A 20962-nucleotide genomic window follows, 5' to 3' on the forward strand; every position below is an offset into this window, starting at 1 on the left:
CGAAATCGATTCAACTGTCACCCTGCACCACACCCGCACCCCCACTCCGAAGGAGGCACCCCCATGTCCGGATCCCACGGCAGATCCGTTCGCCGCCGCACCTTCGTCCTCGGCGCCACGGCCGCCGCCGGCACCGCGGCCCTCGCCGGCACGGCGCGCGCCGCGGCCTTCGGCTGGAGCGACGACGGCTCGAACCATGTCGTCGACACCGGCGCCGGCCTCGTCTTCAAGGTCAGCAAGGCCAACGGCGATCTGACCTCGCTGGTCTACCGCGGCACGGAGTACCAGGGCTACGGCGGTATGAACTCGCACATCGAGTCCGGCCTCGGCAGCTCCACCGTGTCCATCAGGCAGTCGGGTTCGACGATCCTGATCTCGGTGGCGTACGGCACGCTGCGGCACTACTACGCGGCCCGCAGCGGCGAGAACAACATCTACCTGTGGACCAACAAGGCCGACACGTCCGTCTCCGCGACCCGCTACATCCTGCGCGTGCGAAAGGGCCTGTTCCTCAACGACCAGCCCGACTCCTACACGTACACGACCAGCACCGTCGAGGCCTCGGACGTCTTCGCGAAGTCCGACGGGCAGACCCGCTCGAAGCACTACTCCAGGCTCCGGGTGATGGACTACGACTACATCGGCTGGAGCGGCGGCGGCGTCGGGCTGTGGGTCGTGCGCAGCAACCACGAGAAGGCGTCCGGCGGCCCGTTCTACCGCTCGCTGCTGCGTCACCAGAGCGCGGACGGCGGTGGCCTGTACGAGATCCTGTACTACGGCCAGAACCAGACCGAGGCCCAGCGCTTCGGCCTCCAGGGCCCGTACGTCATCGCCCTCACGGACGGCGCGGCGCCCTCCTCCTCGCTGTTCCCGGGCACCCTCACCACCTCGTGGGCGGACTCGCTCGGCATCTCCGGGTACGTCGGCGCGAGCGGGCGCGGCAAGGTGGCCGGGGTCGGGATCTCCGGGCGGAACACGGCATACCCGTACACGGTCGGCCTCGCCAACTCGGCGGCGCAGTACTGGGGTTCGGCACGGTCCTCGGACGGCTACTTCTCGATCGGGGGTGTGCTGCCGGGGACGTACACCCTGACCGTCTTCAAGGGCGAACTCGCCGTGTACACGCAGTCGGTGACGGTCACGGCCGGTGGCACGACCACGCTCAACACGATCGCCGTACCGTCCTCGAACGACCCGGGCAACGCGAGCGCGATCTGGCGGATCGGCGACTGGAACGGCACACCGGGCGGCTTCAAGAACGCCGACCTGATGACGTACGCCCACCCCTCCGACGTCCGCGCCGCCGCCTGGACGGGCAACGTGGTCATCGGCAACAACGAGACGGCGTCCTTCCCCTGCTACCTCTGGAAGGACGTCAACAGCGGGATCCTGGTGTACTTCCGGCTGACCGCGGCCCAGGCGGCGGCCGCGCACACCCTGCGGATCGGGGTGACGACGGCGTACGCCAACGGTCGCCCCCAGGTGACCGTCAACGACACCTGGACGTCGGCCATCCCCTCCCCGCCGGCCCAGCCGGGCACCCGGTCGCTGACCAACGGCTCCTACCGGGGCAACAACCACACGTTCACCTACAGCGTGCCGGCGTCCGCCTGGAAGACGGACACCGGCCAGTACAACGTGCTGAGGATCGACGTGGTGAGCGGTTCGGGGACGACCGGCTATCTCAGCGCGGGCACGGCGATCGACGCGATCGACCTGCTCGTCTGACGGCATCTCATGTCCCGCGTGTCCACTGCTGGTTGGTTCCGCCGTTGCAGGTGTAGGTGATGATCGCGGCGGAGTTGGCGGTGGACGCGCCGTTCACGTCCAGGCACTCGCCGGTCGCGCGGGAGACGACGTTGACGTAGGAGCCGCTGGTGGTGAGCGACCACTGCTGGCCGGCGGCTGAGGAGTCGCAGTTCTGCTGCGTCACCGTGTTCGCGTTCTCCTGGACGCACAGGGAGCTGTGCCGGGTCATCAGCTGGTAGTAGCCGCCGCCGACGGACTTGAACCAGTACTTCTGGTTGGTGCCGCCGTTGCAGTCGTACTGCTTGAGCTGGGCGGCCGGCCACTGCGACTGGCTGGTGACATCGGCGCACCTCCCGCTGTGCCGCGCGACGAGCGTGTTGTACGTGGCGCTGGTGCCGCTGATCGAGCCGGTGGCGGTGTCGATGGTGACCTCCGGGGACCAGGTCATCGACATCGAGGTCGACGACGGGAAGGCCAGCGGCAGCCAGACGTAGCGGGAGTCGTTGACGGTGCCGCCGAAGGAGTTGCCCCAGCGGTCGCCCAGGTAGAGGTACGACGTGGTCGAAGTGCCCTGCACGGGAAGGACGTACGCGGTCTGTGAGCCGTAGGTCGTGGAGTCGCCGATGTTCGTCATCGCGGTCCAGGGGCCGGCGATGTTCGTGGCGGTGGCGTACTGCTGCTGGTTGGGGCTCCAGCCGGTGGCGCCCGAGGTCAGCATGAAGTAGACGCCGTTCCGCTTGAACAGGGCGGGCGCCTCGCGGTGGCCGCCGTGCCAGGGGTCCGCGACCAGGGCGGCGATGCCCGTGTAGTCGCTGGTCAGGCGGTAGATCTGCAGGTCGTAGTTCTCGCGGGCGGCGGAGATCATGTAGCCGGTGCCGTCGGTGTCGACGAAGACCGTGATGTCGCGGGACATGTGCGCGCCGAGCGGGCGGAAGCTGCCCTGCCAGGTGTAGTTGCCGTCCACGGTGTCGGAGACGGCGACGGCGGCTCGGGCCTCGCTGTAGTCGGTGCCGTTCTCCTTGTGCATCCACATCACGAACTTGCCGGTGGCGGCGTTGTACATGACCTTCGGGCGCTCGATGTTGGCGGTGGCCAGCTCGGCGGCGCCGGCCTGGGTCAGGACGTGGTTCCTGAACTCCCAGTTCTTCAGGTCGGTGGAGCGGTAGGCGTCCACGTACCGGAAGGTGTTGTCGGCGTTGCGGTGCTCGCCGAACCAGTAGTAGTACGAGCCGACCTTGAGGACACCGCCGCCGTGGGCGTGCACGGGGTTGCCCGAGGTGTCGGTGAACTGGGTGCCGGTGGTGATGGTCCCCGGGGCCGCCTGCGCGGGTCCCGCGGTGGCCAGGGCGCCCGCCAGGGCCAGACAGAGGGCGAACAGAGCCGCGTACACACGTCTCATCTCACGAACTCTCCTTCACGGTCACGGCGGTCGTGTCCGCCGCCGTGTCTGCCACGGGTGTGCCGAAGTCCGGGGTGCCGTCCGGGTTCCAGCCGAACCGCTGGACGCGCGTGTGACGGTTGGGGTCGTTCAGGGGGTCGCCGGTGATCTCCTTGTACTGGCGGGCGTGGTAGACGAGAACGTCGGTGCGGCCGTCCTCGGCGACGGTGAAGCAGTTGTGGCCGGGGCCGTACTGCTGGGTGGTGTCGTTGCTCGTGAACACCGGGTTCGGCGATTTGGACCAGGCGGCCGGGTCCATGAGATCGCTGTCGGCGTCGGCGGTGAGCATGCCCACGCAGTAGTGGTGGTCGGTGGCGGAGGCCGAGTAGGTGAGGAAGATCCGGCCGTTGCGCTTGAGGGCGTAGGGGCCCTCGTTGACCTTGTATCCGACGCACTCCCAGTCGTACTCCGGTGTGGACAGCCGGATCTGATCCCCCGTCAAGGTCCATGGGTTCGCCATCTCGGACAGGAACAGGCCGGTGTTGTTGTCCATCCCGGGTTCGTGCTGCGCCCAGCAGAGGTAGCGGGTGCCCCGGTGGCTGAAGGTGGTGGCGTCGAGGGAGAAGGTCTCCCAGGCGGTCCTGATCCGGCCCTTCTCCACCCAGGTGCCCTTGAACGGGTCGGGGTGGGCGTTCTCCAGGACCCAGATGCGGATGCGCCAGACGTCCTCGGTGGGCGCGGCCGCGAAGTAGACGTACCACTTGCCGCCGATGCGGTGGAGCTCCGGCGCCCAGATGTGCGCACCCATGTCGCCGGTGGGATGGGCCCGCCAGATGACCGACTCGGCCGCCGTGGACAGGCCGTTGAGGGTGCGGGAGCGGCGCAGGACGATGCGGTCGTACTCGGGGGCGGTGGCCGTGAAGTAGTAGCGGCCGTCGGTGTGGCGGTGGATGTGGGGGTCGGCGCGCTGCTGGACCAGGGGGTTCACGAAGGTGGCCGTCCTCGGGGGTGCGGCGTGGGCGAGGCCGGGGACGGCCGAGGCGGCGGTCAGGGCGCCGGCGGCCGCGGCGCTCTTCAACAGCAGTCTGCGGCTGGGGGCTTCGGGCAGGTCGTCTTCGCGGCTCATACGGACTGCCTCTCGGGTTCTCATGGGGGAAGCGTTCGAAATGACGGACGTGATCTGTCATTACGAACGCCGAAAAGGTAAGGGTGTGCCACCGGGAGGTCAACGGGTTCGACGGGACGCGAGAGAGCGCTTTCCCTCGATGCGCGATTTTTTGTTATCGACCCCCCTCCCGCGCGGTCTCCCATAACGTGCGCAGCCTCACCCACCAGACAGCAGCGGCCCTCGCCGCCCTCACGGCGGTCGCCGCCCTCACCGTCACCGCTCCCCCCGCCGTGGCCGCCGGCCCGCGAGACGTCACCGCCGACGTTCTCGCGGGCCGGGACGTGACGCTCGGCGGCGACACGGTGGTGTCCGTGCCGAGCGGGACGACGAGGTACGACGGCGTCCTGCGCGGCGAGGGCACGCTCACCGTGCGCGGCACCGGGACCCTGATCCTGACCAGGGACAGCGACTTCACGCTGCCCAGGTCCCGGCAGCGGCAGAAGGTGAACGTCCTCGGCGGCAACCACCCGTACGTCACCACGACCGACCCCGACCCGCCCGCGATCACGGTCGAGCGCGGGGCGACCCTGCAGTACGGCGACGGCGGTACGACCGGGCTGATCGGCCACTTCCCGTACAACACCCCGGCGTTCCGGCTCAACCAGGACAACATCCGGGTCGACGGCACCCTGCGGCTGTCGCTGAAAAGCGCTTACAACCTGGGCACGATCAGCGGCTCCGGGCTGATCACCCAGCCGCGGTTCCTGTGGGGCACCTGGGATCTCACGTCCGGCCCCTTCTCCGGGGTGATCGACAACGGCACCCAGGCGAACGCCGGGCGGCCGGAGTTCGCGACCTCGCTGCCGAACGCGCGCAAGGTCCTCAACCAGGGCACATGGACCGTGGACACCCCGCTCGGGCGGACCGTCACCATGGGTATGGACTTCTACCAGCGCGAGTACGGCAGCGACATCAACGTGCAGTCCCGGCCCGGCAGCAAGGTCGTGCTCACCGGCCAGTACAGCTGGTCCGACCAGGGCGGCGACACCGATCCCTCGCTCAGCGACCCCGCCCTGAACTGGACGCCCGCGCGGAAGAACGTCAACAAGCGCGGCACCAACGTCAAGGGCGCGAACGTCCAGTGGGGCGACGGCACGACGAACGAGATCTTCATGCCCGGGACCGCCGAGACCGTCTACATCAACCTGCTGGCGGCACGCTCCCGTTCGCTGCTCACCTTCGACTACAACGGTCCCGTGACGCTGGGCGCGCCCATCGGCGGCGGCAGGTTCCACGACACGCTCGCCGCTCCCGGCGCCGGCGACATCGTCATCAAGGGCACGCGGGGCAACGACGTCACCTTCGCCGCCGTGCAGTACTACGACGGCTCGACGACGGTCGACAAGGGCGCGGTGCTGCGGCTGGGCAGCGGCAGGCCGGGCGGCGACGGCGGGCTGTACACGCGGGGCGCGCTCTGCGAGGTCGTGAACAACGGCTCGTTGGTGCTGAACAACGTCCGCAGGCCGCTGGTCCTGTCCCGGATCGGCGGCAGCGGGTCGCTCACGCAGACGGGGTCCGCGACGACGACGCTGACCGGCAGGGCGGTGACGTACACCGGCAGGACGACGATCAAGCGCGGCACACTGGCCCTGCGCGGCGGCGCCACACTTGCCCGCAGCCGGGCCATCACGCTCGGCTCCACCGACTCCCGCCTGGACGCGGGCACTTCGGGACTGCGCGTGGCGACGACCCTGTCCGGCAAGGGCACCGTGAAGGGCGCGGTGACGAACGACGGCGTGGTCGCGGGCGGCCTGACCGTCTCCGGCGACTACACGCAGTCGGCGAAGGGCGAACTGGTCCTGCGCGACGGCCCGTTGAAGGTGACGGGCGCGGTCCGTCTGGCCGGCGACCTGGACCTCGCGTCCAGCGCCGAGGCGAGGGCACCCGCCCGGAGGATCACGGTCCTCGACCACCGGGGCCGGGCGAGGACGACGGGCACCTTCACCGGCCTCACCGAGGGCAGGAAGCTCCAGCTCGACGACACCACCTACCGCATCTCCTACCGGGGCGGCGACGGCAACGACGTGGTCCTGACCGCCGTCACCACGAGCCCCTCCCCCGGCTCCCCTCGCACGGCAGCCGACCCGATGGCCTCCCCCGGCGCCCGCTCCGCCGGCGCCGCGAGCAACGGGCTCGGCTGGTGGCCGTACGTCCTGGCCGCCGGGCTGCTCCTGGGGCTCGTGGTGCCGGCCACGAAGCGGGGGCGTTCGCGAGGGCGAGGGCGGGGCGGGCGGCACGCGGGGTAGGCCCGAGCCGCCCCGGCGGGTGGCTCCCGCCTCGACTACCGTCGTCACCATGACCGGCACCACCACCCTCGCGGAAGCCCTCGCCACCGGGACCGTCGTGCTCGACGGCGGCATGTCCAACCAGCTCGAGTCCGCCGGGCACGACCTGAGCGACGAGCTGTGGTCGGCGCGGCTGCTCACGGAGGGGCCGGAGGCGATCACCGAGGCACATCTCGGGTACTTCGAGGCGGGCGCGGACGTGGCGATCACGTCCAGCTACCAGGCCACCTTCGAGGGCTTCGCCAAGCGCGGCATCGGACGCGAGCGGGCGGCCGAACTCCTCGCCCTGAGCGTGGAGTTGGCGCGCGATGCGGTACGGCGGGCACAGGCCGAGGGCGTCACCCGGCCGCTGTGGGTGGCCGCGTCGGTCGGACCGTACGGGGCGATGTCGGCGGACGGGTCCGAGTACCGGGGGCGGTACGGGCTGAGCGTCGACGAGCTGGAGCGCTTCCACCGGCCCCGTCTGGAGGTGCTGGCCGGCGCCCGTCCCGACGTGCTGGCGCTGGAGACGGTCCCGGACGCCGACGAGGCCGAGGCGCTGCTGCGGGCGGTGCGCGGGCTCGGGGTGCCGGCCTGGCTGTCGTACACCGTCGCCGGGGAGCGCACCCGCGCCGGGCAGCCGCTGGAGGAGGCGTTCGCCCTGGCTGCCGACGCCGACGAGGTGATCGCGGTCGGCGTGAACTGCTGCGCGCCGCAGGACGTCGAGGGCGCCGTGGAGATCGCCGCCCGTGTCACCGGCAAACCGGTCGTCGTCTACCCCAACAGCGGCGAGTCCTGGAACGCCGAGGCGCGTGCTTGGGTCGGCAGCTCCACCTTCACTCCCGAGCAGGTCCAGGGCTGGCGGGCGTCGGGGGCGCGGCTGATCGGGGGGTGCTGCCGGGTGGGTCCGGACGGCATCGGGTCCATCGCGCGGACATTGCGGTAGCGGCCGCCGGGCATCCATGTGGTGGCTGACGGTCACTGCCGGCGCACCGTGCCGGGCAGCCGCAGTCGCCGTACGACCGACCGCAGCTCGGTACCACGGGCGGGCGCACCGTCGACGAGGGCCGGGGTGGACTCCGGCCGGGTGGCGGCAGCCGTCCACAGGGCGAGCTCGGCGTCGCGCGGGCCGTGCGCGGTGCGGGTGGCGCCGTCGCCGAAGATCCGTACCGGATGCGAGTCGTCCCATGCCCGCCACCCCGGGTCGCCCTCCTGCGCGAACCGCACCCAGGCCCGGTGCATCTCCTGCGCCAGCTCCTGCGGGGCGCCCTCGCCGGCCAGCTTGCGGGACTCTGGGACGTCTCCGGTGTCGAAGACGAAGCCGAGCTCCAGCGCGTGGCAGGCGCCGAGGTCGGGGAGGCCGGAGGGCCAGGCGAACTCGTACACGTACGACGGGCCGGGGTGGGCGTCGGCGAGGCGGTGCAGCGGGATGCGCAGCAGGTGGTCGGTGACCATCTGGCCGACGATCTCGGCGGTGCCGGCCTCCGGGTGCAGGGTGCGGTAGCCGCGGGGCACGTCGGCGCCGACGTGGCAGCGGGCCATGGCGCCGGCCAGGGCGACCGCGCCGAGCCGGTCGACGCGTTCCAGCAGCCCGCCCGGCACCAGCCACAGCCGGTACTCGTCGCGCGTCCAGCCCAGCATCAGGTCCACGCCGGCCGCGACGTCACCCTCGGTCAGCGCCTGGAGGGGATCGCGGGGCACGATGTCGCCGTCCACGACGATGCCGAACGCGGGGCCGCCCACCACGGGGCTGCTGAGCCGGCCCACCTCGGCCTGGGTGCGCAGGAGCAGCTCACGGTCGATCTCGGCGAAGGCCGCGGCGGTGGCGGGGATCTTCAGCCGGGTCGCCATCCGGCGCACCATCCGCCGTACCTTGTCCCGCTCTGCGGCCTCGGGCGGCCCGCTCTGCAGGATCGCCCGCCTGACCAGGCCCTGCGCCTGCGGGGCGGCGAGCAGCGCGCCGATGCTGATCGCGCCGGCGGACTGGCCGAACAGGGTGATGTCGTCGGGGTCGCCACCGAACGCCGCGATGGACTCGTGCACCCACTTCAGGGCGGCGAGCTGGTCGCGCAGACCGGCGTTCGCGGGGGCGTCCGGAAAGTAGCCGTAACCCTCGACGCCCAGCCGGTAGTTGACCGAGACGAGGACGACCCCGTCGCGGGCGAAGGTCCGTCCGTCGTACACGGGCACTCCGGAGGAGCCGCGGGTCAGGGCGCCGCCGTGCAGCCACACCATGACCGGCAGCCGGGCGCCGGAACCGGGCTCCGGGGTCCAGACATTGAGGTTGAGACAGTCGTCGCCGGGCACGACCGGGTCGGACAGATACTGCGCGAACGCCTCGGAGTACGGCGGTTTCGGCGGGGTCGGCCCGAAGGCCCCGGCATCGCGCACCCCGTCCCAGGGTTCGGGCGGCACGGGCGGCCGGAACCGGAGCGGGCCGAAGGGGGGCGCCGCGTAGGGAATGCCCCGGAACACCGCGACGCCGTGCTCGTACCGGCCCCGTACCGAACCGTAGGGCGTGCTCACAACGGGGTCTGCCTGGACTGCCGTCATACGTCCACCAGCCTCCTCACCGCGCTCATGCACCGTGAAGATCAGAGCAACTCATTGTGGCCCGATATTCCGGTGCGCGAGCGAGTGAGAGGGCTGTTCGGCGTACCTGGTCACCTGGCGTACATCAGCTGCCCCTGAGCTCCGGCGCGATCCCGCCTCTTCCGGACTCATCGCGGCGAACCTAGGGTAGGAAGCGCTTACTGCTTTCGCGCTGGTCGAAACTTTTCAGGGCCCTCGGGCGGGCCGGAGAGGTGGTTCCCGATGGTCCGTACGGGCGGTGTGAGCGTGGCTGCCGGGCCTACCCTCGCGGTCGTGGCCCGCGAGGCCGGGGTGTCCGTGCCGACCGCCTCCAAGGTGGTCAACGGCCGGGAGGACGTGGCTCCCGAGACCCGCCGCCGGGTCACCGAGGCGCTGGACCGGCTCGGCTATGTCCGCAGACCGCGCTTCGACGCGGCGAAGACACCTGGCCTGGTCGACCTCGTGGTGCATGCGCTGGACACCTCCTGGTCGGGCGCGGTGCTGCACGGGGTGGAGGAGGCGGCCCACGACGCGGGCCTGGAGGTGGTGGTCTCCGCCGGGCTGACCCGCACCCGCGGCGGCCGTCCGGAACGGGGCTGGCTGGACAAGCTCATCGCACGCGGCTCCTCGGGGGTGTTGTTCAACCTGGCCGAGCTGACGGCGTCGCAGTACTCGTGGCTGGAACAGCACCGCATCCCGTTCGTCATGATCGACCCGGTGCTGGAACCGCCGCCCGGTGTGGTGTCGGTGGGCGCTGCGAACTGGCACGGCGGGGTGACGGCGACCGAGCATCTGCTGGCACTTGGCCATGAGCGGATCGCCGTGATCGCCGGTCATCAGCGCAAGATGTGCAGCGCCACCAGGGTGGCCGGGTACCGCTCGGCGCTCGCCTCGGCGGGGGTGCGGCTGCGCCCCGAGTATGTCCGGCACGCGGGCTTCGACGAGGGGGTCGCCCACCGCCGGATGCTGGAGCTCCTCGACCTGCCCGAACCGCCGACCGCTGTCTTCGTCTGCTCGGACCGGATGGCCCTCGGGGTCTACGAGGCCCTGGCGGAACGGGAATTGAGTGTGCCGGACGACATCAGCGTCGTGGGCTTCGACGATCTGCCGGAGGCCCGCTGGATCTCCCCGGCCCTCACCACGGTCCGCCAGCCGCTGTCGGAGATGGCGGCGACGGCCCTGCGGCTGCTGTTGCGGATGATGGACGGGGACCGGCCGGAGAGCACCCGGACGGAGTTGTCGACGCGGTTGGTGGAGCGGTCGAGCACGGCCGGACCGCGTGCCGGGTTCCCTCGCTGAGCCCCACCGGGTCCGCCCACGTTGGACCGACAGGGTGGTCGATGCGCCGCTCGGCACGTGTGCCCTGGTGGCGGCGGTGATCGCTGCTAGCTTCGCGAGCTGTCGGAGGGGTCCCGGGTGCGGTGCGTCGAGCCGAGGCGGGGCCGTCCCTATGAGCTGAGGCGAGGTAGACGGGTATGAGCCAAGAGCCGGACGAATCGGCGGTTGCTCCGTTCAGGCGCAGGAGTTTTCTGGCGTCGGCCGCGGTGGCGGCGGGAGCGCCGGCCGCCGTGGCCGGCCCCGCGCAGGCAGCAGCGGCGCCGGACGGCGCGCCGCTCGCCACGGCCGAACTCGGGTCGGTCGCACGTCTGATGGCCGTTCCCGAGGACAGTCGCTCGGTCGCCTGGCTCAGGTCGGCGCTGCAGGTCGCCGTGGGGCTCGAACTGGCCACCATCCCGCCGTACTTGTGTGGCTGGTGGTCGGTGAGGGACCACCGCGCCGAGGTCGCGCGGATGATCCGGCGCATCGTCAGCGACGAGATGTACCACCTGGGCATCGTCTGCAACCTGCTGGTGGCCGTGGGCGGCAGGCCGCGGATCAAGGCCGCCGCGCCCGTCTACCCGGGACCGCTGCCGGGCGGTGTGCGTGCCGGGGTGACCGTCTATCTGTCGGGCCTCACCAGGCCCTTCGTGCGTGATGTGATGATGGCGATCGAGGCCCCCGAGGAGTCGCTCGCCCGCAACGCGCAGGCCTCCCCCACCGTCGGCGAGTTCTACGAGGGCATGCTGCGGGTGTTCCGGACCGTGCGGCCGGATCTGTCGGCGCGCGGTCAGGTGACCCAGCAGATCGACACCGACGAACTGCGGCCGGTGCGCGACCTCGACGACGTCGAGCATGTCATCGAGATCATCAGGGAGCAGGGCGAGGGCACCGCCAGTTCCCCGACCGACTCGTTCTCCGACGACCGTCCGGCGCACTACTACGCCTTCGGCGAGATCTACCACGGCCGTGAGCTGCGCGAGACCGACGACGGCTGGAGATACGTCGGCCCGCCCGTGCCCTTCCCCGACGTGCGCCCCATGGCCCCCGTCCCGGTCGGCGGCTGGCGCAACACGTCGGACCACGTCGGCGGGCTCCTGTTCCGCTTCGACGCCATGTACAGCACGGTGCTGGACTCCCTCGACGCGGCCTGGGCCGGGGGCGGCTCACGCAGCCTGGGCGCGGGCATCCACACCATGCGCGGACTGGAGCGACCCGCCGTGGAGCTGATGGAGACCGCGATCCCCGGCACCCGGAGCACCTACGGCCCCCAGTTCCGCACGATGCGCAGGCCGCGCGGCGCGTAGGGACCGGTCGCGGGCCGCCCGGTCTCGCCTACGGCTGTCCCGGCTTCGCCGCCCAGGTGATCCCGCCGAGGAGATGGGCACGGAAGTCCGGGTCCTCGTACGCCTCGGCGGCATGCCCGAGCGCCGTGTAGAAGACACGACCGGCTCCCTGCGCTCGGCACCACACCAGCGGATGGTCCTCGCCCATGCCGCCCCCTTCGTACGACGACTCGTCGGCGCGGGCCAACACGCGTACCGCGCCACGGGGGTTGGTGCGGAAGTCGTACCACTCGTCGACGAAGTCCCATACGGCGGGAAGGTGCCGGGTGGCCGGGTGGTCGCGGTCCTCGACGATCGCCCTGCCCGGCTGGTACTCGGGGTGCCGGTCGAACCGGGCGCCCAGCAGTTCGCCGTAGTACGGCCAGTCGTACTCGGTGCAGGCAGCCGCGTGCACCCCGACGAAGCCGCCGCCCGACTCGACGTACGCGGCGAGACGCTCGCGACCGGCGGAGGTGAGGACCTCGCCGCTGGTGGAGAGGAAGACGACGGCCGAGTAGGCGTCGAGGGGCTGCTCGAAGGCCCGTGGATCCTCGGTGTGGTCCACCTCGAAGTCACCGACGGTGCGGACGGCCTCGACACCGGCCGGGATGGATTGGTGCCGGTAGGCGGTGGTGCGGGTGTGGACGAGGAGTCGTACGGGCATGCGAGCGAGCCTAGGTGAGCCGGGCGGGATCCGGCGGCGCGGAGGTACCCCACGACGAGTGACCCGACACCGGCCTGACGCACAGGTGTTCCATATCGCGGTCCGCCCTGCGTAGCCTCGGCTGCGATGAACGCCATTCCCGCGCACCTGGATCATCTCGTCCTCGCGACCCCGGACCTGACCGCCACGGTCGCCGACTTCACCCGGCGCACCGGTGTGTCCCCGGCCCCGGGCGGCGTGCACGTCGGACTCGGCACCCGTAACCACCTGGTGTCGCTGGGCGGCACCCGCTATCTGGAGATCATCGGCCCCGATCCCGAGCAGTCCGCGCCCGGCCGGCCGCGCCCCTTCGAGGTCGACGGCCTCACCGTCCCGCGCACGGTCACCTGGGCGATCAGCCCGCCCGACCTGGACGCGGCCATCGCGACCGCCCGTGCCCAGGGCTACGACCCCGGCCCGGCGCAGTCGATGAGCCGCCGCAAGCCGGACGGCACCCTGCTCCAGTGGCGCCTCACCGACGGCGACGACGCCCACCCCTCCGGGCTGGTGCCCTTCCTCATCGACTGGGGCACCTCGCTCCACCCCACCGCCTCCGGCCTGCCCACCACACCCCTGCTGTCCCTGTCCGCGAGCGCCCCCGAGCCCGACGAGATCCGCCCCCTGCTGGCGGCACTCGACACGGACCTCCACCTCACGACGGGCCCGGTGGGGATCTCGTTCACGGTGGAAACCCCACTGGGGCCGGTGGCCTTTCACTAGGGCCTGCCGTTTGGATCATGCCGGCGTCGCGGGACGACAGACCCTAGGTGTCCGATTCCTTCAAGACCGGCAGACGCCCCGCTGCCTACGTTGGCCCCATGACTCCACGATTCGATGCCATCGGCCTCGTCGTCACCGACATGGCCGCCTCCGTCGCCTTCTACCGCCGCCTCGGCTTCGCCTTCCCGGACGGCGCCGAGAACGAGCCGCACGCCGAGGCCGAACTTCCCGGCGGACTGCGCCTGTTGCTCGACACCGAGCAGACCGTGCGGTCCTTCCATCCGGGATGGCGACCGCCCACGGGCGGCAGCCGGACCGGTCTCGCACTGCGGTGCGCGGATCCGGGCGAGGTGGACAGGGTGTACGGGGAGCTGGTGGACGCCGGTCACCACGGTGAACTCAAGCCATGGGACGCCTTCTGGGGCCAGCGGTACGCCACCGTGCACGACCCGGACGGAACCGGCGTCGACCTGTTCGCGCCGCTAGCCGCCGCGCCGGCCGAGTAGCTCGCCGAGCGGCAGTCCCGCCAACTCCCTGACGTCCCGGGCCAGATGGGCCTGATCGGCGAACCCGGCACGCACAGCCGTGTCCGCGAAGCCGACACCGCCCCGCGCCAGGGTGAGCGCGCGTTGCAGCCGCAGGATGCGGGCCAGCGTCTTGGGACCGTAGCCGAAGGCGGTCAGGCACCGGCGGTGCAACTGACGGGCGCCGAGCCCGAGTTCGTCGGCGGTGGCGGCGACGGAGCGCCCCGAGTCGAGGGCGGCGACCACCTGTCGTAGCACCGGATCGGGCGGCTCCGCGCCGACGGCACACTCCACGGCCACGTCTTCGAGAACACTCACGGGATCGTCGGCGGCCTCGATACGACCGCACAGCCGCCGTACCTCCGAGACCGGCCACAGATCGGCGAGGTCGACACGCAGGTCCCGCACCTCGTGCGCGGGAACGCCCAGGAATCCGGGCGCGGTCCCGGGAAAGAACCGGACGCCCGCCCAGCTGCTGCGCTCGCCCTCGGTGACGTACGCCCGTGTGTCGGGCCCGGCGACGAGCAGCCGCCCGTCGTTCCAGAGCAGATCCATGCACCCGTCGGGCAGGACGCGTCCGGCACTCGTATCGGACGGCGTGTTCGTCCAGACGACGGCACCCGAGAGCCGAGACGCCCTCTCCTCGTACACATACGCCAGCGTAGGCGCCCCGTGGTACTACGCCATCACCGCCCGCCCCCGATGTTCCTGCGGACTCACCCCGTACACCCGCTTGAACGCGCTGGACAGAGCGAACGCGCTCCCATAGCCCACCCGCCGGGAAATCGCCTCGAGCGTGTCGTCGGTGTCGCGCAGCGCGTCCGCCGCGAGCGCCATCCGCCACTGCGTGAGGTACGTCATCGGCGGCTCCCCCACCAGCTCGGTGAACCGGCGAGCCAGCGCGGCCCGCGACACCCCCGCCTTGGCGGCCAGCGTCGCGACCGTCCACGGGTGTGCCGGGTCGTCCTGGATGAGCCGCAGCACCCGGCCGACCACGGGGTCGGCCAGCGCCGCGTACCAGGCCGGCGCCGCCGCCTCCGGGCGGGAGAACCAGGCCCTCAGCGCGGCGATGACCAGCAGGTCGAGCAGCCGGTCCAGGACGACCTCCTGGCCGGGTTCGTCGCGGACGATCTCCTCCATCAGGTACGGGGTGAGCGGGCAGTCCCACACGTCGGCCGTGAGGGACAGCAGCGGCGGCAGCGCCTTCAGCAGCCGCCCGCTGATCTCGCCCTCCCACAGATACGTGCCGATCAGCATCACCGCCGAGCCGTCGGGCCGGTCGCCCCAGGTGCGCACGCCGAGGTCCATCGAGCCGTTCAGGGAGCGCCCGTCGGGGTAGCGGCACTCGGCGCCCGGCAGGATCAGGGCCTGGGGCGTCGTGCCGGGGTCGTCCGCGCAGACGTACGGGTCGGGGCCGCGGGCGATGGCGAGGTCGCCGGGGCGCAGCCGGAGCCGTTCTCCCCGGTCCGGGATCACCCAGGCCTCGCCGCGGACCATGACCATGACCGTCAGCGGCGCCCGGTCCTCGACGCGGATGGACCACGGCGGCTCGAAACACGCGCGGATCATGAAGGCGCCACGCGCACGTGGACCCTCCAGCAGTCCTGCAAGGGCGTCCATGTCGCCAGCGTAGACGCCCGCACATGGGAATGAGCCGTTCAGCGATGGGCTGTTGGGGCGCGCGGCCGTTGACTGGAGGCATGACGCAGAACGCAGCCGAAACGGCGAACACGCGAGCGATGACGGTAGTGGTGACCGGTGCCTCGGGTCGTACCGGGAGCCGGGTGGCGGAAGCGGCGCGCGCGGCGGGGCTCACGGTACGGGCCGCGTCGCGGGCGCAGGGCTTCGACTGGGAGGACCCGACGACGTGGGCCCAGACCCTGCGCGGCGCGGACGCGGCGTACCTGATGTACCCGTCCGACGTCGGCTCACCGGCGGCGGCCGAGGGCGTCGGCGCGCTCGCCAGGGAGGCGGTCGGGCTCGGGGTGCGGCGGCTGGTGCTGCTCTCGGCGCGCGGCGAGGACCAGGCGCTGCCGACCGAGGAGGCGCTGAAGTCGTCCGGTGCGGACTGGACGGTCGTACGGGCCACGTGGTTCGCCCAGAACTTCAGCGAGGGGCCGCTGGTGGAGGGGATGGTCCACGGGGAGCTGGTCTTCCCCGCGGGTGAGGTGAAGGAGCCGTTCGTCGACGTGCGGGACATCGCGGACGTGGTGACGGCGGTGCTGACGTCCGGGGACCGTCATGTGGGGCGGACACTGGAGCTGACCGGGCCGCGGCTGCTGTCGTGGCGGGAGGCGGTCGCGGAGATCTCCGCGGCGACGGGCGGCACGATCACATACACACCGGTCCCGACCCGTTCGTACGGCGAGGCCCTGGCCGGGTTCGGGGTTCCGCCCGAGGAGGTCGAGCTCCTGATGGAGGTCTTCGAGACCCTCATGGACGGCCGCAACGCGCATGTCACGGACGACGTCCGCCAGGTGCTGGGCCGTGAGCCGCGCGACTTCACCGACTTCGTGCGGGAGGCCGCGGCGGCGGGGGTGTGGAAGGCGTGAACGAGCGCGCCGCCGCCCTGATCCAGACGACTGGCAGGCTCTAGGAGTCCTCCGGCTTGTGCGGGTGATGGTGCGTGCTCTTCACATGGGTCCGCAGCCTCGATGTCACGTCCTCCGGCGGCAGGAAGCGCGACCAGCGCTCGGGGAACTCCGACGGCATGTCCGGGTCGTCCGGGTCCGGCTCGCGGCCCGCGGCGGCGCGGGCCACGTACTCGGCGACCTGGGCCTCGCGCAACCGCTCGTTCGCGGCGCGGGCCGCGGCCGTCGCGGCGGCCGGCCAGACCCGGTCGATCGCCGCGTTGACCGCGGCCCCGACGAGCACGGCGAACGCGGACACACCGATCCACAGCAGCACGGCGACCGCGGCGGCGAGGGAGCCGTAGATCGTCGCGCCCTCGATCGTGTTCGTCAGGTAGATGCGCAGCAGGAAGCTGCCCAGCACCCACATGCCGAGGGCGACGAGCGCGCCGGGCACGTCCTCGATCCAGGGTGAGCGGACCGGCACGGACACGTGGTACAGCGTGGTCAGGAACGCGATCGACAGGACGATCACGACCGGCCAGTACAGGACCTGCACCAAGGTCTCCGACCACGGCACGATCCGCACCACCGCGTCCGGCCCCGCCACCATCAGCGGCAGCGCCACCGAGCCGATCAGCAGCGCGGCGATGAACAGCAGGAACGCCACCAGCCGGGTCCTGACGATGCCCCGGACGCCGTCGAGGCCGTACATCACGGTGATGGTGTCTATGAAGACGTTCACCGCGCGCGACCCCGACCACAGGGCGAACAGGAAGCCGACGGAGATCACGTCGGGGCGGCCGCCGTTCATCACGTCGTCCAGGATCGGCTGGGCGATCTGGCGCACGCCCTTGTCGGACAGGACGGTGCGCGAGGCCTCCAGGAGGTTGGTCTCCAGGCTGTTGATGGTGTCGGTGCCGGTCCAGTCGTCGACGTAACCGAGGAGGCCGATGAGGCTGAGGAGGAGCGGGGGCACGGACAGCAGCGTGAAGAACGCGGCTTCGGCGGCGAGGCCGAGGATGCGGTACTCGATGCACGAGTTGACGGTGTCCTTGAGCAACAGCCAGGCGGTCCTGCGCTTCGAGACGTTCCGGTAGAGGGCACGCGCCCGGTGGAGACGCCCGGAGGGCTGCTGGGGGGACGGTTCACTTGCTGGCTGCACGACCTAAAGGTATCCGCCGTACGGGGCGACACTCATCGCGGCGCCCGATGCCCACCCGGCGCCACCTGCCCGGTCCCCCCGCGCGGCCGCCGTGTCAGGGTGGAATCCTCCGCCCACCGCAGGGATAGGTTCACAGGCATGGCAGGCAGCACACACACGGTGACCAACCAGCCCCCGCCCCTGGTCGGATACGACGTCTACACCGCCGACCGGGCCCTGACCTCGGCCGTCGAGCGTCACCTCGACCCGGAACTGCTGGACGAGGTCCGCGAGGAACTGGCCGCCTTCGGACGGACCTGTGGGTCGGCGCAGGTGCAGGAATGGGGGGTACTGGCGAACGAGAACCCACCGCGACTGCGTACGCACGACCGCTACGGCCACCGCGTCGACGAGGTCGACTTCCATCCGTCCTGGTACCGGCTGCTCGGCAAGGGCGTCTCGGCGGGCCTGACCGCGGCCTGGGGGCGGCCGGGCGGGCATGTGCGGCGGGCGGCGTCCTTCATGCTGTGGACGCAGGTCGAGGCGGGCAACGGCTGCCCGCTGTCCATGACCCACGCGGCGGTCCCCGCGCTGCGCACCGATCCCGACCTGGCCGCCGAGTGGGAGCCGCGGCTGACGTCCGTGATCTACGACCCTCAGCTGCGGCCCGCCGAGCAGAAACCCGGGGCCCTGTTCGGTATGGGCATGACCGAGAAGCAGGGCGGCAGCGACGTCCGGGCGGGCACGACGGCCGCCGTTCCGCTCGCCGAGGCCGGGACGTACGAGCTGACCGGGCACAAGTGGTTCTGCTCGGCACCCATGTCGGACGGTTTCCTGGTGCTGGCGCAGGCAGCGGAAGGGCTCACCTGTTTCCTCGTGCCGCGGGTGCTGGAGGACGGCAGCCGCAACGTCTTTCTGATCCAGCGTCTGAAGGACAAGCTGGGCAACCGGTCGAACGCGTCCGCCGAGGTCGAGTTCGACGGGACGTGGGCGCGCCGGGTCGGTGAGGAGGGACGCGGGGTGCGCACCATCATCGAGATGGTGGCGGCGACCCGGCTCGACTGTGTGCTCGGCTCGGCGGGGCTGATGCGGCAGGCCGTGGCCCAGGCGATCCATCACTGCTCCCATCGGGAGGCGTTCGGCGGCAAGCTCGTCGACAAGCCGCTCATGCGCAACGTGCTGGCCGATCTGGCCGTCGAGTCGGAGGCGGCGACCACGCTCGCGCTGCGGCTCGCGGCGGCCTACGACGACGGCGGCGAGCAGGAGCGGGCGCTGCTGCGGATCGCGGTGCCGGCCGCCAAGTACTGGGTGACCAAGCGGTGTACGCCGGTGACGGTCGAGGCGGCCGAGTGCCTGGGCGGCAACGGGTACGTCGAGGAGTCCGGGATGCCCCGGCTGGTGCGCGAGTCGCCGCTGAACTCGATCTGGGAGGGCGCGGGCAACGTCCAGGCGCTGGACGTGCTGCGGGTGTTGCAGCGGGAGCCCGCCGCGCTCGACGCGTATCTGCGGGAGGTCGGCCTGGCACGCGGTGCCGATCACCGGCTGGACGCGGCGATCAAGGGGCTGTTGACGGAACTGGCCGATCTGGACGGCATCGAGGCGCGCGCCCGGCGCCTGACCGAGCGGCTCGCGCTGGTGCTTCAGGGCTCGCTGCTCGTCAGGTTCGCGCCACCGGAGGTGGCTGACGCGTTCTGCGCGTCCCGGCTGGGCGGCGACGGGGGTGCGGCCTTCGGGACCCTGCCGTCCACCCTGAACCTGGCGTCGCTGGTGGATCGGTCGAGGCCGGAGGCCTGAGACGACGGGAGACGGGAGTGGTGCTGCGCCGACACGGCACCACCCCCGCGCTCGGCCCGTTCGAGGCCACGAACGCCGCTCGGGACGGCGTTGCTCAAGTCTCAATCAGGCCAAGGCGGTCCACCAGGGTTGCAAGGGGTTGCAACTTGTCGGCGGCTGTGTGCGGACTGTGTCCCACCGCGAGCGGCGGGGCGGCACTATGAGACAGGCACCATCGGACGCGCAGAGATGAGACACACAGTCAGGATGAGACCGCTTCCCCCGGGAGGACCTTTGACGCTCTCTCCGACGGACGTGACGCAGTTGGCCACCGTGGACTCGGCGCGGGCGGCGCGGGTACTCAGCGAGGTCCGCGCCGCCGCACTTTCCGGACAGCGCGCGCCCGTCGCGCCGCGCCCGGTGATCGAGCGGTCGTGGGAGCGGATGCTGCGCAGCGGTGTCGACCCTGACCACGACATCCGGTCGGGGCTGCTGTCCCGCGAGGAGGTGCAGCGGCGCCGGGAGACCACCGCGCTCAGACATGTGCTGCCGGTGCTACGCGAGGGGCTGCTGTCGGTCGCCGACGTCGCCCACCACATCATGGTCGTCGCCGACGACGAGGGCCGGGTGCTGTGGCGGGAGGGCAACTCCTCCGTGCTGCGCAAGGCCGACAGCCTCGGGCTCGAACTCGGCGCCGACTGGCGGGAGGACGTCGTCGGCACGAACGGCATCGGCACCCCGGTCGTGGTGCGCCGGCCCGTACAGGTCTTCGCCTCCGAGCACTTCCAGCGCTCACAGACCTCCTGGACCTGCTCGGGCGCCCCCATCACGGATCCGCGGGACGGCCGGCTGCTCGGTGTGGTCGATGTCAGCGGGCCGCTGGAGACCATGCACCCGACCACGCTCGCCTGGGTCGACTCGGTGGCCAAGCTCGCCGAGGCCCGGCTGCGGGAGCTGCATCTGAACTCGCTGGAGCGGCTGCGCGCGGTGGCGGCTCCGGTGCTGGCGCGGCTGACCGGATGGGCGCTGGTGGTGGACCGGGACGGCTGGACGGCCGCGGTGACCGGGATGCCGTACACGAACCGGGTCGCGCTGCCCAAGGCGTTGGCGCCGGGGCGGCGACGGCTGCCGACGCTGGGGCCGTGCTCGGTGGAGCCGCTGGCGGGCGGCTGGCTGCTGCGGGCCGCCGACGAACCGGTGCCGACCGGGGCCACCCGGATCTCGCTGGATCTGACGCAGCCGCGCCGCTGGTCGGTGACGGTGTCCGGCGGCGCGGGCAACTGGAGTCATGAACTGAGCCCAAGGCACGCCGAGTTGGTCTATCTGCTGGCCCTGCACCCGGCGGGCCGCAGCGCGGCGGGGCTGGCCGAGGACATGTTCGGCGACCCGGGCCGTACGGTGACGGTGCGCGCCGAGATGTCGCGGGTACGGCGCTATCTCGGGGCCTTCCTGGAGCACCGGCCGTACCGTTTCCGTGAGGACGCGGAGGTCGAGGTGCTGCTGCCGGACGACCCGCGCGATCTGCTGCCGCACTCGACGGCGCCCGCGGTGGCACGGGGTCGAATCTCGCCTGGAATGCCCTGATTCGAGGTCCTTCTCCCCATATGTACACGCATAAGTGCGCTGTCTTGCCGCGCATATTTGCGGGGTCTTAGTCCGCAGACGTGCTCGACTGCCGTAGCATCCCCCTACGGGCCACCCCACCTGCTCCTTTGGTCAACGCACAAACCAATGGCCGCAGTTGGCTCGCCTCGGG

At 71.5% G+C, this 20962-nt stretch carries 17 protein-coding genes; 10 read left to right on the top strand and 7 right to left on the bottom strand.

Translation table 11 applies throughout. The features are described from left to right. The first annotated feature begins 63 nt into the window (after positions 1-63). Entirely contained in the window at positions 64-1728 is a 1665-nt protein-coding gene (locus ACZ7NC_RS18580; protein WP_471489521.1) for a rhamnogalacturonan lyase B N-terminal domain-containing protein, read from the top strand. A gap of 7 nt (positions 1729-1735) precedes the next feature. Here the strand turns inward: ACZ7NC_RS18580 and ACZ7NC_RS18585 are convergent, their stop codons facing one another. After that, a complete protein-coding gene (locus tag ACZ7NC_RS18585) occupies positions 1736-3148 on the bottom strand; it encodes an RICIN domain-containing protein (RefSeq protein ID WP_471489523.1) in 1413 nt (470 codons plus the stop codon). A 1-nt stretch (position 3149) separates the two neighbouring features. Beyond that, positions 3150-4253, bottom strand: coding sequence for a glycoside hydrolase family 43 protein (locus tag ACZ7NC_RS18590; protein ID WP_471489525.1), 1104 nt, complete (start codon positions 4251-4253; stop codon positions 3150-3152). 188 nt (positions 4254-4441) lie between these two features. On the opposite strand from ACZ7NC_RS18590, the gene ACZ7NC_RS18595 reads away from it, so the two are divergent. Next, complete coding sequence (locus ACZ7NC_RS18595) at positions 4442-6541, top strand: autotransporter (protein ID WP_471489527.1); 2100 nt, start codon at positions 4442-4444, stop codon at positions 6539-6541. A 49-nt stretch (positions 6542-6590) separates the two neighbouring features. Next, positions 6591-7505 (top strand): homocysteine S-methyltransferase, encoded by a 915-nt coding sequence (mmuM, locus tag ACZ7NC_RS18600; RefSeq protein WP_471489529.1) that lies wholly within the window; start codon positions 6591-6593, stop codon positions 7503-7505. Between the two features lie 32 nt (positions 7506-7537). Here mmuM and ACZ7NC_RS18605 read toward each other — a convergent pair whose 3' ends face one another. Further along, positions 7538-9112, bottom strand: a complete 1575-nt coding sequence (locus ACZ7NC_RS18605; protein ID WP_471489530.1) for a carboxylesterase/lipase family protein — start codon at positions 9110-9112, stop codon at positions 7538-7540. 261 nt (positions 9113-9373) lie between these two features. Here ACZ7NC_RS18605 and ACZ7NC_RS18610 point away from each other — a divergent pair, with 261 nt between their 5' ends. Together ACZ7NC_RS18610 and ACZ7NC_RS18615 are read left to right on the top strand one after the other, a co-directional pair. Continuing rightward, positions 9374-10429, top strand: a complete 1056-nt coding sequence (locus tag ACZ7NC_RS18610) for a LacI family DNA-binding transcriptional regulator (RefSeq protein ID WP_471489531.1) — start codon at positions 9374-9376, stop codon at positions 10427-10429. Between the two features lie 176 nt (positions 10430-10605). After that, positions 10606-11754 carry a ferritin-like domain-containing protein gene (locus ACZ7NC_RS18615; RefSeq protein WP_471489533.1) on the top strand — a complete coding sequence of 383 codons (1149 nt, stop codon included), beginning with the start codon at positions 10606-10608 and terminating at the stop codon, positions 11752-11754. A 28-nt stretch (positions 11755-11782) separates the two neighbouring features. Here the strand turns inward: ACZ7NC_RS18615 and ACZ7NC_RS18620 are convergent, their stop codons facing one another. Continuing rightward, the gene (locus ACZ7NC_RS18620; protein WP_471489534.1) at positions 11783-12436 is read right to left on the bottom strand and encodes a ThuA domain-containing protein; all 654 of its coding nucleotides are present in this window, start codon (positions 12434-12436) and stop codon (positions 11783-11785) included. A 126-nt stretch (positions 12437-12562) separates the two neighbouring features. Here ACZ7NC_RS18620 and ACZ7NC_RS18625 point away from each other — a divergent pair, with 126 nt between their 5' ends. Both ACZ7NC_RS18625 and ACZ7NC_RS18630 read left to right on the top strand, forming a co-directional pair. Continuing rightward, positions 12563-13195, top strand: a complete 633-nt coding sequence (locus tag ACZ7NC_RS18625) for a VOC family protein (RefSeq protein WP_471489536.1) — start codon at positions 12563-12565, stop codon at positions 13193-13195. A 98-nt stretch (positions 13196-13293) separates the two neighbouring features. Continuing rightward, a complete protein-coding gene (locus ACZ7NC_RS18630) occupies positions 13294-13701 on the top strand; it encodes a VOC family protein (protein ID WP_471489538.1) in 408 nt (135 codons plus the stop codon). Here ACZ7NC_RS18630 and ACZ7NC_RS18635 read toward each other — a convergent pair. Next, positions 13678-14370: a helix-turn-helix domain-containing protein gene (locus ACZ7NC_RS18635; RefSeq protein WP_471489540.1), complete on the bottom strand. Its 693-nt coding sequence runs from the start codon at positions 14368-14370 to the stop codon at positions 13678-13680. The genes ACZ7NC_RS18630 and ACZ7NC_RS18635 overlap by 24 nt on opposite strands. Positions 14371-14397: 27 nt before the next feature. After that, positions 14398-15339: an AraC family transcriptional regulator gene (locus tag ACZ7NC_RS18640; RefSeq protein WP_471489541.1), complete on the bottom strand. Its 942-nt coding sequence runs from the start codon at positions 15337-15339 to the stop codon at positions 14398-14400. A gap of 80 nt (positions 15340-15419) precedes the next feature. Between ACZ7NC_RS18640 and ACZ7NC_RS18645 the strand changes: the two genes are divergently transcribed. Further along, complete coding sequence (locus tag ACZ7NC_RS18645) at positions 15420-16271, top strand: NmrA family NAD(P)-binding protein (protein WP_471489543.1); 852 nt, start codon at positions 15420-15422, stop codon at positions 16269-16271. A 40-nt stretch (positions 16272-16311) separates the two neighbouring features. Here the strand turns inward: ACZ7NC_RS18645 and ACZ7NC_RS18650 are convergent, their stop codons facing one another. Next, positions 16312-17454, bottom strand: a complete 1143-nt coding sequence (locus ACZ7NC_RS18650; protein ID WP_471489545.1) for a YihY/virulence factor BrkB family protein — start codon at positions 17452-17454, stop codon at positions 16312-16314. 138 nt (positions 17455-17592) lie between these two features. Here ACZ7NC_RS18650 and ACZ7NC_RS18655 point away from each other — a divergent pair, with 138 nt between their 5' ends. Next, positions 17593-19227, top strand: a complete 1635-nt coding sequence (locus ACZ7NC_RS18655) for an acyl-CoA dehydrogenase family protein (RefSeq protein ID WP_471489547.1) — start codon at positions 17593-17595, stop codon at positions 19225-19227. 273 nt (positions 19228-19500) lie between these two features. Further along, positions 19501-20790: a GAF domain-containing protein gene (locus ACZ7NC_RS18660; protein WP_471489549.1), complete on the top strand. Its 1290-nt coding sequence runs from the start codon at positions 19501-19503 to the stop codon at positions 20788-20790. Positions 20791-20962: the final 172 nt, after the last annotated feature.

It is taken from the genome of Streptomyces sp. NPDC111802, from assembly GCF_055634335.1.